Genomic DNA, 14,361 nt, shown 5'->3' on the forward strand with positions numbered 1-14,361 from the left:
CCTACTCGGCTGCGATGGGAGTTAGCGCAGATTGCGCGGATCGGCCATCGGACGGGGTCTCATACCTCTCGTTCGGGAAGATGCAGGTGACCGTGGTGCCCTGGCCTGGCGCGGACGCGATGTCGATGCGCCCGCCATGCAGCTCCACGAAGGAACGCACGATCGATAGGCCGAGGCCCACCCCGCGATGACGGGTGCCGAGCGTATGGGTCTCGAACCGCTCGAAGATTTTCGCCTTGATCTCCGGTGGAATGCCGCGGCCCTGGTCCTTCACCTCGAAGATCACCTCAGCCCCGCGCTTGCGGGCCGAGACGCGGATCGTCTGGCCTGGCGAGGAGAAGCCAACCGCGTTGGAGAGCAGGTTGAACAGGATCTGGCGCACGCGCTTGCCGTCGGCGACAAACGTGCCGATGTCGTCCGGCGTGTCGATGACCAGGTGCAGCGAGGACTCGGCGAGACGATCCTCCAGCCCGCGCATCGCCGCCTCGATGGTGGAGCGGATATCGACGATTTCGGGGCTGAGTTCGAGCGAACCCGTATCGATGGAGGCGAGATCGAGAATGTCGTTGAGGATCGCGAGCAAAGCTGCCGAGGAGCGCATGATGTGGTCGGCGTAATCGCGCTGGCGCGGATTGAGCGCGCCCACGGTCTCGTCGCCGAGAAGCTGCGTGAACCCGATGATGTTGGTGAGCGGCGAGCGCAGCTCGTAGGACACGTGATGCACGAACTCGTCGCGCAGGCGCGAGGCGCGCTCCAGCGCCTCGTTGCGCTCGGTGAGCGCGCGCTCCACGTTCACGCTCGCGGTCACGTCGGTGAAGCTCAAAAGCGTCGCGCCGTCGGGCAGGGGTTGCGCCGTGCAGTCGAGCGCCGAGCCGTCATGCCGCTCGATGCGGCAGGAAAGCCCCATGCGCATGTCGGCGAGACCCGCCACCGCGCCGCGGATGTCGATCCAGGGCTCGTCGCGGGTCGCCAGCGGACGGCAGGCCTTGATCACCGTGTCGATATGCGGATTTGCCGCCGTCATCTCGGCCGCGAGACCCCACATGTCGGCGAAGGCGCGGTTGTGCAGCTTGAGGCGTCCGTCCGAGCCGAACACCGCAACGCCTTCCTTCAGGGTGTCGAGCGTCTCGCTCTGCACGCGGGTGAGCGAGTGAACCTGCGAGGCCAGCTCGAAACGCTCGCTCACATCGTCGAAGAGATAGGTCACGCCGCCCTGAGGATTGGGATTGACGACTACGCGCAGGGTTCGCCGGTCGGGCAGGTGCCACCAGGTCTCCTGCTGCTCGACGGAACGGTAGCCTTGCAGGAAGTCGGTCTTCCAGGCGCGGAAATCTGCCTGTTCGGGGAGTTTCCTGGCCGCGCGAAGGCGGTCGAGAACCTCGCTGTCCGATGGACGCGACGCGAGGAACGCGGCATCGAGGCCCCAGAGACTCTGATAGGCGGAATTGCTGAAGATGAGGTTCTGCGCGCCGTCGAAGATTGCAACCGCCGTGGGCAGCTGATCGAGGGTGCGCACGTGGGCGTCCATCTGGCGCTGTAGATCGGTGCGCACAGCCTCCAGCTCCGACACATCGACCGCGATGCCCGCGCTGCCGCCGGCCGTCGGGCGCTCGATGACGTCGAGCACGGCCCGGTGGCCAGCGACCACAGCCGTCACACGACCGGAATAGGTGGTGCCGGAGAGGCGTTGGCGCCGCGCCTCGTCACGGGTCGGCGCGCTGAGGAGCTCGAGGGAGCGGCCGATGGCATCGTCGAGGTCGCGCGCCTCGACCGAGCGCAGATAGGCCTGGTTCGCCCAGAGGAGCCGGTCGTCCGCATCGCGGATCCAGAGGGGATAGGCGACGTCGTCGAGCAGCATCGTCATGGAGCGCAGATCGCTGCGCGCCGTCGCCAGCTGTCCTTGCACCTTCAGGAGTTCGGCCCGATCCCCGGTCACGTCGCGCAGGCGCAGGATCGCCCGGCCGCCGATGGTGCGGCCTTCCACGTCGATGAAGCGTGTGCCGGTGCAGCGCGCCGTGAGGCGGAAGGCTTGGCCGCGGAGCTTGAGCTGCTCGAGAGCGCCTTCCACGGCGGCCGCATCGGCGGGGCTGAGCCAGGTGCCGAAGGCAAGCGCCCGCTGGGCCGGCGCATTCTCGCCGATGATGGACGGATCGCCCTGGAAGCGCGGTTCGCCGTCGCGACCATGCCAGCTGATCAGGAGCTGGCGCTCCGAGCCCATGAGGAGGGCCGCCAAGTCATCTGCGCCGCGCAAAGCGCTGAGCTCATTGCGCAGGGCCCATTCCACCCGGGCAGCGCGCTTGCGCTCCTGCCACAACAGGAGGGCCACGACGGTCGTCGTCGCGACAAGCCCCATGGACAGGCTGAGATAAACGGTGTTGTGCAGGTTGAAGCCGTGCAGAAAGCCGAGGAGATCGGAGGCTTTTTCGGACAGCGGCTGCAGGAGGTCGTTGGCGAGTGCCGCCTGGGACGTGCCAGTGAGCAACATCAGGGATAGGGACGCACGGGCAGACCCGACGAGGAGGCTTCCCCCGTCTCCGCTGCCATCGTGACGCTCCCCAAGCCCGGCCATGCCGTTGCTGCCCTTCCCGTGTTGGCGGCCTGACAACCAGGCCAAGTTGGATCAATCCCCGGCCGCGCCTTTCGACGCCTCCGAGGTCAACCGTCTACGCATGAACGGAACTGCCGGCGCAGGTTCGATGCCGAAGCACAGCCGGTCGATTCGTGTTCACCTTAGACCACCCCTGACTCCGCCAGGAAGAGGGTTAACACCGGCTTAAACTTCCTTTGGAGAACCTGTGCGCAATTCGTCGAACCATATTGCAATCGGGTCACACACATGCCGGTGCGACACTCTGTCGATTCGTTCGAGCATTGGACCTAAAAGTGGACTTGCACTTTTAGGATCCATCCGATGCGCCAGAGCCGACAGACAAAGAAAAAGCCCGGCGGAGAGCCGGGCTTTCGCAGCTCGTAAAGGTGAGGCCGATCAGTAGCGATAATGATCCGGCTTGAACGGGCCCTTCTCGGAGACGCCGATATAGGACGCTTGGTCGGGGCGCAGCTTGGTGAGCTTCACGCCGATCTTCTCGAGGTGCAGCGAGGCCACCTTCTCGTCCAGGTGCTTGGGCAGGGTGTAGACCTTGCGCTCGTACTTGCCCTGGTTGGTGAAGAGCTCGATCTGGGCCAGCGTCTGGTTCGTGAACGAGGCCGACATCACGAAGGACGGATGTCCCATGGCGTTGCCGAGGTTCACGAGGCGGCCTTCCGAGAGCAGGATGATGCGATGCCCGTCGGGGAACTCGATCTCATCCACCTGCGGCTTCACGTTGTTCCACTTCAGGTTCTTGAGGCCCGCGACCTGGATCTCGTTGTCGAAGTGGCCGATGTTGCAGACGATCGCCCGGTCCTTCATCGCCCGCATGTGGTCGAGAGTGATGACGTCCTTGTTGCCGGTGGCGGTGACGAAGATGTCGGCGCGGGGAGCCGCGTCCTCCATGGTCGTGACCTCATAGCCTTCCATGGCGGCTTGGAGCGCGCAGATCGGGTCGACTTCCGACACGAGCACGCGGCAGCCGGCCTGGCGCAATGAGGCGGCCGAGCCCTTGCCCACGTCGCCGAAGCCGGCGACCATGGCGACCTTGCCGGCCATCATCACGTCCGTGCCGCGGCGGATGCCGTCGACGAGCGATTCACGGCAGCCATAAAGGTTGTCGAACTTCGACTTGGTGACCGAGTCGTTGACGTTGATCGCCGGGAAGAGGAGCTTGCCCTCCTTCTCCATGATGTAGAGACGGTGCACGCCCGTGGTGGTCTCTTCCGACACGCCCTTGATCGACTCGGCGAGACCGGCGAACCAGCCCTTCGGCTTCTCGGAGAGCAGGCGCTTGATCAGCGCGAAGAACACCTCCTCTTCCTCGGAGCCCGGCTTGTCGAGGAAGGCGGTGTCGCCCTGCTCGGCGCGCAGGCCCAGATGAACCAGCATGGTGGCGTCGCCGCCGTCGTCGAGGATCATGTTGGGCATGCCGCCATCGTGCCAGTCGAACAGCTTGGCGGTGTAGTCCCAGTACTCCTTCAGGGTCTCGCCCTTGTAGGCGAAGACCGGAATGCCGGCGGCCGCGATGGCGGCGGCGGCGTGGTCCTGGGTGGAGTAGATGTTGCAGGACACCCAGCGGATGTCGGCGCCGAGAGCCTTCAGCGTCTCGATCAGCACCGCGGTCTGGATGGTCATGTGGAGCGAGCCGGCGATGCGGGCGCCCTTGAGGGGCTGCTTCGGGCCGTATTCCTCGCGAACGGCCATCAGGCCCGGCATCTCGGTCTCGGCGATCGAGATCTCCTTGCGGCCGAACTCAGCCAAGCCGATGTCTTTGACGATGTAATCCTGTGCCATGATGGCCTCTCTTTGCACCAATCCTGAGTGAATTGGCGCCGTCTCTACCAGAGAGCCGGGGCAGAGGCAATCAAGATATAAAGATGTCTTTATATGTTTTCCGAGGTCACTCGTTCTCGCCGAATTTATTGGCGAGGAGATCGTCGATGGCCTGCAGGCAGGCCGGTGCATCCGTCCCCTTGGCCGTAACCGTGATCGTGGTGCCCTGAGCGGCCGCAAGCGTGAGAAGGCCCATGATGGAGCGTCCGCCGACGGTCTCGCCGCAGCGGGTGACGGTCACATCGGCATCGAAGCGCTCGACGGTCTGGACGAACTTGGCCGAGGCGCGGGCGTGCAGGCCGCGGCGGTTGATGATGGGCAGTTCCCGCACCATGGCGCCTTCGGGCACGACAACCGGCGGGCAGTCCTGATCGAGGGGCCTGTCCATGCTGGTTACTTTCCCGAGAGGACGCGCGAAGCGATGTTGATGTATTTGCGCCCGGCTTCCTGGGCATGGGACACCGCATCGGTCAGGGGCTCCTCGTCGCGCACGCTGGCGAGCTTGATGAGCATGGGCAGGTTGATGCCGGCTACCACCTCGACGGAGCCACCATTCATGCACGACAGGGCCAAGTTCGAGGGAGTGCCCCCGAACATGTCCGTCAGAACCACAACCCCCTGGCCTGAATTGACCCGGCACACGGCGTCCATGATGTCCTTGCGCCGTGTCTCCATGTCGTCATCGGGGCCGATCGTGATCGTTTCAAGCTGCTCTTGAGGTCCCACCACATGCTCGAGCGCCGCTTTGAATTCCGTCGCGAGCTGCCCGTGGGTGACGAGCACCATTCCAATCATATTGTTACAGGTCCGAACGCTCCGAGAGCGGAGCCGCTATTTTGTGCACCGCGAAGCCAAGCGCAAGAGCAATAAGAGCAAAAGTTCATCACAGTGTCACGACCGTGTCGCAAACACCACTCAGGCAGGCCAAGGCGATGTCCGCAGAGACTGCTCCGGCCTGCATGCGAATGCGAGGGACCATGACGCCGCAGAGGACAACATGTCCATCCTGCTCTTCCGGATAGCGCGGCAGGTCCTCGGAAAGATCGATCACGAGGCGAATGACGGCGGCCGGCTCATGGGGCTGCCGGATGATCCCAAGGCCGAACACCTCGATGCACCCGCCGAGCGGCTCGACCGGCTGGGCGACGAGACGACCGTGCCGGGCCGCGATCCGGGTCCTGTCATCGCTGACGAGGCGCCCGAAACGTCTTGCCTGAAGGGCGCGGGACACCACCTCCCGGGCGAGAGTCGATTTGCCGGAGCCTGATGCGCCCCGGATCAGGAGGCCGGCTTCCCCAATCAGCACGCAGCCGGCATGGATGGTTTGCGGGTCGCTCACGACCCGGTCTTTCCTGCCTCGCGTCTGTCGCGATCCTTGCTCCTTCTTCCCTGCTCCTTCCGGGCCCTGGCACCCTCGACGGGAAGCCGGATGACGAAGCGGGCGCCCAGACGCCTGGGCTCGCCGCTCTCATCGGGCGCTCCAAGCCGGTTCTCGGCCCGGATCGTGCCCCGATGAGCCTCGATGATCTGGCGGGAGATGGACAGCCCAAGACCTGAGTTCTGGCCGAAGCCCTGCTCGGGCCGGTCGGTGTAGAAGCGCTCGAAGATGCGATCGAGAGCATCGGGCTCGATCCCGGGTCCGCTGTCCTCGACCAGGATTTCCACATCGTTCCGGCGGCGGCGCATGGAGACCCTCACCGTCTCGTCGGGTGGCGAGAATGAGCGGGCGTTGTCGAGGAGGTTGTTGAACACCTGGCCCAGGCGGCTGTCGTGGCCGAGCGCCAGGAAGGCATCCCGATTCTTGGCCGCGTTCTCGATGTTCAGCGTAATCAGAGGGTCGTGTTCCTGGCGGCGCTCATTGGCCACCGACACCACGGCCTCGAGCAGGCGCACCATATCTACGGGCTCGGCATCGGCGCGGGCAAGCTCCGCGTCGAGGCGTGAGGCATCCGAGATGTCGCTGATCAAGCGGTCAAGGCGCTTCACGTCGTGCTGAATGATCGAGAGGAGCCGCCCACGGGATTCGTCGCTGCGGGCGAGCGGCAGGGTTTCCACCGCGCTGCGCAGGGAGGTCAATGGGTTCTTCAGCTCGTGCGCCACATCGGCCGCGAAGCTCTCGATGGCGTCGATGCGGTTGTAGAGGGCCTTGGTCATGTCGCGAAGCGCCCCCGACAGATGGCCGATCTCGTCGGCGCGATTGGTGAAGTCGGGAATCTCCTGGCGCGATTTCGTGCCCCATCGCACCCGCTCGGCCGCCTCTGCCAGGCGCCGCACCGGGCCGGCGATGGCGCCTGCGAGGAACAGCGACAGCACGATCATCACCACGGCGGCCACCAGGAAAACCTGAAGCAGGGCGAAGCGCTCGGACGCGATGATCGCGTCGATGTCGCCTTCCTGGGTCGAGAGCAGGAGCGCACCCTGCACGGTGCGGAAGCGCTGGATCGGCACGGCTACCGACACGATGGTCTCGCCGCGGGCGTTGACGCGCACTTCGCTCGCCTGCTGGCCCGTATACGCCTGCTGCACTTCGGCCAAGGACTTGCCGTTGACCGGTCCGGCCTCCTCCTGCACCGGTCGCTTGGTGCGCCGGAACATCTTGCGGATGCTGTTCCAGGTGCGCTCCATGACGGTCGTCGTGTCTTCCACGGTGGCGACCGGAGGAAGCTCCATGCGCAGGATGTCGCCGCGGGAGTAGAACGACCGGGAATCGAGGAGGAGCATGCCCTCACGGTCGAAGATGCGGGCACGGGTCTTGGTCGGCGTTACCAGGCGCCTCAGGAGAGGCGCGACGCGTTCCGGGTTGATGGAGAATTCGAGGGAGGAGAGGGACTCGTCGTTGAACCGCTCCGTTTCACCGGCCTGCATCTGCAGCAGCTGGTCCGGATCGATGGTGATGGTGTTGGTCTCCACCGTGGCAGAGCTGGCGATGGCGCCGGCGATGATCTCGCCCTGTGTGAGCAGGCTCTGCACCCGGGCCTCGATGAGGCCTTCGCGGAACTGGTTGAGGTAGAGGAAGCCCACGAGCAGGGCCACGAGCCCGGCCAGATTGAGCACCACGATCCGGCGCGTCAGGCTGGACGAGGCACGCTGCACGAGCATGCGGCCGAAGAGCTTCAGCCGCTCCAGGGTGCTTTGGGGAGCAGGCGGATCGTCGAAACCCGCTTCGGCGTGGATGGGATCAGCCTTCATGCCACTCGCTTGACCCGTGACCCGATGAACGCACCGGGCCAAGGTCCTTCCAGGTTGCTCGCGCTTTCAGCGTCAGGCTTCCTTGAAGCGGTAGCCCACGCCGTAGAGGGTCTCGATCATTTCGAAACTCTGGTCAACCGACTTGAACTTCTTGCGCAGGCGCTTGATGTGGCTGTCGATGGTCCGGTCGTCCACATAGACCTGATCGTCATAGGCCGCATCCATGAGCGCATTGCGGCTTTTCACCACCCCAGGGCGCGTGGCGAGGGCCTGCAGGATCAGGAACTCCGTGACCGTCAGGGTCACCGGCTCGCCCTTCCAGGTGCAGGCATGTCGCTCGGGATCCATCTTGAGCTGGCCGCGCTCCAGGGCTTTCGGATCGGCCTCCTTGGGGGCGCTCTGGTCCTTGGGGGCGAAGCGGCGCAGAACCGCCTTCACGCGCTCGACCAGGAGACGCTGGGAGAAAGGTTTGCGGATGAAGTCGTCGGCGCCCATCTTGAGGCCGAACAATTCGTCGATCTCCTCGTCCTTCGAGGTCAGGAAGATCACGGGAAGGTCCGATTTCTGCCGCAGACGGCGCAGCAGCTCCATGCCGTCCATGCGGGGCATCTTGATGTCGAAAATGGCCAGATCCGGCGGGGCGTGCTTGAGCCCGTCCAGGGCCGAAGCCCCATCCGTATAGGTCTGGATGCGGTAGCCCTCCGCCTCGAGGGCGATGGAAACAGAGGTCAGGATATTGCGATCGTCATCGACAAGGGCGATCGTTGGCATGAACTCTTCCTTAGTTTGGCACAGACGAATGTCGTCTTTTTGCCCCGTCTGACAACGCAGAAGGCCCTAAAACGTCCCCAACTGCGCCTTTCTCGTGGCATAAATATGGTTTTCCCCGGGGCTATGACCAGGGAGGACCTGATAGTGGGGTTTAGGAACAGCCGCTTCAACCGGAGATGAACGGCGCATTACGGATCGGACAGATTTCCTTTGTGGCCCAGCACGAAGCGTGGCCTGGGGCAAGGGAAGGCCGGGGTTTCCCCAAAGGCAATCTGTCAATCATACGAAAGAACTCCCCTGAACCTCGTGAATCCTTGAAGTTGGGGCTGTCAGGCGGCTAGTTTTGACGAAAATAGAATGCAATGAAACGGCTTGAGTTGACGGCCTCGTCAGCTGACCTAAAGAAGGTTCTATGTTCAAGCGAGACGGCAAAGTTTTAGCCGCGTTGTTTGACCTATCCCATGTGACGGCCATCGGACGGCGGCACATTCGGCTGCACGGCGACTGGCGATCAGGAGACATCTTCCGTGGAAAATATCGGCGTCTTCAACAGCGCGCAGGGCGCTGAGGCCTTTGGCCTTCGCAATCTCAAACGGGTTTACTGGAATCTTGAGGCGCCCGCACTCTACGAGCAGTCCCTGACCCGGGGCGAAACCAAGCTCGTCAAAGGCGGCGCCCTCCTGGCCGAGACCGGCATCCATACGGGCCGCTCGCCCAAGGACAAATTCGTGGTGCGCGACGAGACCACGGAAAGCACCGTCTGGTGGGACAACAACGGTTCCATCACCCCGGGCCATTTCGACACCCTGCTGGCCGACTTCCTCGCCCATGCCGAGGGCAAGGAGCTGTTCGCCCAGGATCTCTACGGCGGTGCCGACCCAAGCTACCGGGTCAAGGCACGGGTCTTCACGGAATTCGCCTGGCATTCGCTTTTCATCCGCAATCTCCTGATCCGCCCCGAGCAGGGCGAACTCGCCGATTACGTGCCAGGGCTGACCATCATCGACCTGCCGTCCTTCAAGGCGGATCCGGCCCGCCACGGCTGCCGCACGGAGACGGTCATCGCCTGCGATTTCAAGCGCAAGATCGTCCTCATCGGTGGCACGTCTTATGCGGGCGAGATGAAGAAGTCGGTCTTCACCTATCTCAACTACGTGCTGCCCTCGCAGAACGTCATGCCCATGCACTGCTCGGCCAATGTGGGCAAGGAGGGTGACGTGGCCGTGTTCTTCGGGCTCTCCGGCACCGGCAAGACCACGCTCTCCAACGATCCGAACCGCATCCTGCTCGGCGACGACGAGCATGGCTGGGCCCCGAACGGGGTGTTCAACTTCGAGGGCGGCTGCTACGCCAAGACCATCCGTCTCTCCCGCGAGGCGGAGCCCGAGATCTTCTCGACCACCGAGCGCTTCGGCACGGTGCTGGAAAACGTGATCGTCGACCCGACCACGCGCATCCCCGATTTCGACGATGCGTCGCGCACGGAAAACACACGCTGCGCCTATCCGCTCGACTTCATCCCCAATGCGAGCGCCACGGGCCGGGCGGGCATTCCGAAGAACATCGTGATGCTCACCTGCGACGCCTTCGGCGTGCTGCCGCCCATCGCGAAGCTGACGCCCGCCGAGGCCATGTATCACTTCCTGTCGGGCTACACCGCCAAGGTGGCCGGCACGGAAAAAGGCGTGAAGGATCCTGAGGCCACCTTCTCGACCTGCTTCGGCGCGCCGTTCATGCCGCGCCATCCGTCGGTCTACGGCAACCTGCTGCGCGATCTCATCGCCAAGCACCATGTGGATTGCTGGCTCGTGAACACAGGCTGGACCGGCGGCAAGTACGGCGTCGGCCGGCGCATGCCGATCCGCGTCACCCGCCGCCTGCTCACCGCAGCGCTCGACGGCTCGCTCTCCCGCGCCGATTTCCGCCGCGATCCTTATTTCGGATTCGCGGTGCCGACCTCGGTGCCGGGCGTCGAGCCGCACATCCTCTATCCGGTCAAGACCTGGCAGAACAAGGCGGAGTTCGCCGAGACGGCCAAGCGCCTGATCGACATGTTCAACGAGAACTTCAAGCGCTTCGAGGGACACGTGGATTCCGACGTGCGCTCCGCAGGGCCCCAGACCTCGATCGCCGCCTGAGAAAAGTTATCTCTCCCCTGAAATCGTGTAGAAGGCGGCCAACGGCCGCCTTTTCGTTTGGTGCTTCCGATGACCGACACCCGATCCGATCTTCTGGATATCCTGACTGCAAGCCTTGGAGCCCAGCAGGTCATTCGCGACCCGGACGCCATGGAAAGCTATCTCGTCGAGGAGCGCAGGCTTTACCGCGGCGCCGCCCTGGCGGTCGTCCGCCCCGGCAGTACAGAGGAGGTTGCTCTCGTGGTTCGCGAATGCGCGAAGGCGGGTGTCGCCATCGTGCCGCAGGGCGGCAATACGGGTCTGGTCGGCGGAGGCGTGCCGTACGATGGCATCGTCCTGTCGCTCGCGCGCCTCGACCGCATTCGCGAGGTCGATGCCTTCAACGCCACCATCACGGTGGAAGCCGGCTGCATCCTGAAGGCGGTGCAGGACGAAGCCGAGAAGGTGGATTGCCTGTTTCCCCTGTCGCTCGCCTCCGAGGGCTCCTGCCGGATCGGCGGCAACATCGCCACCAATGCGGGCGGCGTGAACGTGCTGCGATATGGCAATACCCGCGACCTCGTTCTTGGGCTCGAGGTCGTGCTCGCCGACGGGCGGATCTGGAACGGGCTGAAGGGCCTGCGCAAGGACAACATGGGCTACGACCTGAAGAACCTCTTCGTCGGATCGGAGGGAACGCTCGGCATCGTCACGGCGGCGGTGCTGACGCTTTTTCCGCGGCCGAAGAGCAGGACTGTCGCCTTCATCGGCTGCGCCTCGCCCCACGCGACGCTCGACCTCTTCGACCGCCTGCGACGGCGCACGGGCGACCAGCTGACGGCCTTCGAGTTCATGCCCCGCTTCGCGCTGGAGATCGTGCTCAAGCATGCCGCAGGCGCCGTTCCTCCGCTTGGCGGTTGGCACGAAGCCTATGCCCTGATCGAGCTGTCGTCGCCGGATCCCGCAATCGATCTGCGCGAGCGTATCGAGGCTGTTCTGAGCGAGGCGCTGGAGGCCGGCATCGTCGAGGATGCGGTCATTGCTGCGAGCGAGGCCCAGGGCGAGGCACTCTGGCACCTGCGCGAAAGCCTGTCTCACGTGCAAAGGCTCGAAGGCGGGTCGATCAAGCACGATGTCGCCGTGCCCGTCTCGAAGGTGGCGGACTTCATCGTCACGGCCACCCGGGCCTGCGAGGAGGCCCTGCCCGGCGTGCGCGTCTGCGCCTTCGGGCATTTCGGCGACGGCAACATCCACTTCAACCTGAGCCAGCCCGTCGCCATGGAGAAGGCTGCGTTCCTCGCTCAGTGGGAGCGTTTCAACCGGATCGTCCACGACATCGTGCATGATATGAACGGCTCGATCTCCGCCGAGCACGGGGTGGGCCTCATCAAGCGCGATGAGTTGGTGCTCTACAAGGATCCGGTGGCCCTCGATCTGATGCGGACGCTGAAAAGCGCGCTCGATCCGCAGAACATCCTGAATCCCGGCAAGGTCCTGACTCTCGAAGCTGAATTGCCGCCGGCTCTGCCTTGACCGGCCCATGCGCATGCCTAGGATGGCGCGGCCGGTCCTGAGGGCCCGGCCAACGACGATTTGGAAGGAAGATCCGTGGCCTCGGTCGAGATTCGCAACATCCAGAAGAGCTTTGGACCGGTTTCGGTCATCCAGGGCGTGTCCTTCGATATCGAGGATGGCGAATTCGTCACCCTGGTGGGACCGTCCGGCTGCGGCAAGTCCACTCTGCTTCGTATGATCGCGGGACTTGAGAACATCTCCGGCGGCGAGCTGCGCATTGGCCCGCGGGTGGTCAACGACGTGCCGCCGAAAGAGCGCGACATCGCCATGGTGTTCCAGAACTACGCGCTCTATCCTCACATGACGGTCGCGGACAACATGGGCTTCTCCCTCAAGCTCAAGCGGGCGTCGAAGGCTGAGATCAAACAGCGGGTCGACCGCGCCGCCGAGATCCTTGGGCTCGCCAAGCTCCTCGATCGCTATCCGCGCCAGCTCTCCGGCGGCCAGCGCCAGCGTGTCGCCATGGGCCGGGCCATTGTGCGCGATCCCCAGGTGTTCCTCTTCGACGAGCCGCTGTCCAACCTCGACGCCAAGCTGCGCGTGGCCATGCGTACAGAGATCAAGGCCCTGCACCAGCGGCTCAAGACCACCACGATCTACGTGACCCACGACCAGATCGAGGCCATGACCATGGCCGACAAGATCGTGGTGATGCATGACGGCGTCGTCGAGCAGATCGGCGCACCGCTCGAGCTCTACGACCGGCCGGCGAATCTTTTCGTCGCGGGCTTCATCGGCTCGCCCGCCATGAACTTCCTGAAGGGGCATCTGCAGGGCGGCCGTTTCATCGCGCAGGACGGCACCGCCCTGCCGATTGACCATATGCCTGCGGCCTCCGATGGAAAGCCCGTGGTCTACGGCATCCGGCCGGAGCATTTCATTCTCGACGATGCCAATGGCCTGCCGGCGGAGGTCGCGGTGGTCGAGCCGACCGGCTCCGAGACCCAGGTCTTCGCGAAGCTCGCTGGTGCCGACGTTGTGGGCGTGTTCCGCGAGCGCATCGATGCCAAGCCCGGTCAGCAGATCCGCATCACGCCGGACCTGAGGCTCGTGCATCTCTTCGACGAGCAGACCGGCCAGCGCCTCTGACCGGCATCGCGGCGCATTGCAAAGCGACGGGAGGCTGTCATCGACGTTCTGGTGATCGGAGCCGGGGTTGTTGGCCTCGCCGTCGCGCGCGCGCTGGCCCTTTGCGGTCACAGTGTGATCGTGGCGGAATCCACCGGCGGTATCGGCAACGGCGTGTCCTCGCGCAACAGCGAGGTCATCCACGCCGGGATGTACTACCCGTCCGGCTCGCTGCGCGCCCGCCACTGCGTCGAGGGGCGACGCAGGCTCTACGCCTTCTGCGAGAGCCACGGCGTGCCGCACGCCAAATGCGGCAAGCTCATCGTGGCCACCAACGATCTCGAACAGGCCAAGATCGAGGGCATCTACGAGCAGGGGCTGGCGAACGGCGTCGAGGGCCTCTCATTCCTGACGGGCGAGGAGGCGCGGCGGCTTGAGCCGAACCTCTCCTGCACCGGCGCGGTGCTATCAGGTGAGACCGGGATCATCGACAGCCACGCATTGATGCTGGCGCTGCAGGGTGATCTGGAGGATGCGGGTGGCGTCATCGCCTTCCATGCCCCGGTCGAGCGCATCATGCGAAGCGGCGCGGGCTGGAATGTGCAGGTCGGCGGCGCGGAAGCGACAGAGATGACGGTTGATGCTGTCGTCAACGCAGCCGGTCTCGGTTCGCAGGCGCTCGCCCGCGCGACGGAGGGCTATCCAGCGGAGCGCGTGCCGCCGCTCGTGCTGGCCAAGGGCAATTATTTCGGCTGCCTCGGCAGGCCCGCCTTCTCGCGCCTGATCTATCCAGCCCCCGTCGACGGGGGGCTGGGCACCCATGTGACGCTGGACCTTGCCGGCCGAATGCGTTTCGGCCCGGATGTGGAATGGATCGACAGGGAGGTTTACGAGGTCGATCCCCAGCGGGCCGAGAGCTTCTACGCCTCGATCCGCCGCTACTGGCCGGGGCTGCCTGACGGAGCGCTCGTTCCCGATTACGCCGGCATCCGCCCGAAGCTCACCGGGCCGGGCGAGAAGGCCGCCGACTTCATGATCGACGGCCCGGCGGAGCATGGACTGTCCGGGCTCGTCCATCTCTTCGGCATCGAGAGCCCGGGGCTGACGTCGTGTCTGTCGCTGGCCGAGGATGTGGCGGGGAGGTTGAGCCCTTAGGATTTCCGCTGTCATTCCGGGACAAGCGAAGCGAGAGCCCGGAATCCATAACCACTACGC

Annotated in this window: 11 protein-coding genes; 4 read left to right on the plus strand and 7 right to left on the minus strand. The window is 64.6% G+C overall.

Features of this window, described 5'->3' with window-relative positions; translation table 11 throughout:
- Nucleotide 1: 1 nt before the first annotated feature.
- The 7 genes from FHR70_RS15895 to FHR70_RS15925 form a co-directional block, all read right to left on the minus strand.
- A complete protein-coding gene (locus FHR70_RS15895) occupies nucleotides 2–2,569 on the minus strand; it encodes a sensor histidine kinase (RefSeq protein ID WP_183451900.1) in 2,568 nt (855 codons plus the stop codon).
- Between the two features lie 417 nt (nucleotides 2,570–2,986).
- Nucleotides 2,987–4,387 (minus strand): adenosylhomocysteinase, encoded by a 1,401-nt coding sequence (gene ahcY, locus FHR70_RS15900; protein WP_183451902.1) that lies wholly within the window; start codon nucleotides 4,385–4,387, stop codon nucleotides 2,987–2,989.
- A 106-nt stretch (nucleotides 4,388–4,493) separates the two neighbouring features.
- Nucleotides 4,494–4,814, minus strand: coding sequence for an HPr family phosphocarrier protein (locus tag FHR70_RS15905; protein WP_183451904.1), 321 nt, complete (start codon nucleotides 4,812–4,814; stop codon nucleotides 4,494–4,496).
- Nucleotides 4,815–4,819: 5 nt separating this feature from the next.
- A complete protein-coding gene (locus tag FHR70_RS15910) occupies nucleotides 4,820–5,221 on the minus strand; it encodes a PTS sugar transporter subunit IIA (RefSeq protein ID WP_183451906.1) in 402 nt (133 codons plus the stop codon).
- An 88-nt stretch (nucleotides 5,222–5,309) separates the two neighbouring features.
- Nucleotides 5,310–5,765 carry an HPr kinase/phosphatase C-terminal domain-containing protein gene (locus FHR70_RS15915; protein ID WP_183451908.1) on the minus strand — a complete coding sequence of 152 codons (456 nt, stop codon included), beginning with the start codon at nucleotides 5,763–5,765 and terminating at the stop codon, nucleotides 5,310–5,312.
- Entirely contained in the window at nucleotides 5,762–7,615 is a 1,854-nt protein-coding gene (locus FHR70_RS15920; protein WP_183451910.1) for a sensor histidine kinase, read from the minus strand. The genes FHR70_RS15915 and FHR70_RS15920 overlap by 4 nt, the downstream gene beginning before the upstream one ends.
- Before the next feature lie 72 nt (nucleotides 7,616–7,687).
- A complete protein-coding gene (locus tag FHR70_RS15925) occupies nucleotides 7,688–8,386 on the minus strand; it encodes a response regulator transcription factor (RefSeq protein WP_036354150.1) in 699 nt (232 codons plus the stop codon).
- Nucleotides 8,387–8,913: 527 nt separating this feature from the next.
- On the opposite strand from FHR70_RS15925, the gene FHR70_RS15930 reads away from it, so the two are divergent.
- The 4 genes from FHR70_RS15930 (at nucleotide 8,914) to FHR70_RS15945 (ending at nucleotide 14,301) form a co-directional block, all read left to right on the plus strand.
- Nucleotides 8,914–10,524: a phosphoenolpyruvate carboxykinase gene (locus tag FHR70_RS15930; protein ID WP_183451912.1), complete on the plus strand. Its 1,611-nt coding sequence runs from the start codon at nucleotides 8,914–8,916 to the stop codon at nucleotides 10,522–10,524.
- A 69-nt stretch (nucleotides 10,525–10,593) separates the two neighbouring features.
- Entirely contained in the window at nucleotides 10,594–12,036 is a 1,443-nt protein-coding gene (locus FHR70_RS15935) for an FAD-binding oxidoreductase (RefSeq protein ID WP_183451914.1), read from the plus strand.
- Nucleotides 12,037–12,111: 75 nt separating this feature from the next.
- Nucleotides 12,112–13,167, plus strand: a complete 1,056-nt coding sequence (locus FHR70_RS15940; protein WP_183451916.1) for a sn-glycerol-3-phosphate ABC transporter ATP-binding protein UgpC — start codon at nucleotides 12,112–12,114, stop codon at nucleotides 13,165–13,167.
- 39 nt (nucleotides 13,168–13,206) lie between these two features.
- On the plus strand, nucleotides 13,207–14,301 hold the full coding sequence (locus FHR70_RS15945; RefSeq protein ID WP_183452490.1) for an FAD-dependent oxidoreductase: 1,095 nt from the start codon (nucleotides 13,207–13,209) through the stop codon (nucleotides 14,299–14,301).
- Nucleotides 14,302–14,361 lie beyond the last annotated feature (60 nt).

The sequence above is a fragment of the Microvirga lupini genome (genome assembly GCF_014191055.1).
Taxonomy (GTDB): Bacteria; Pseudomonadota; Alphaproteobacteria; order Rhizobiales; family Beijerinckiaceae; genus Microvirga; species Microvirga lupini_A.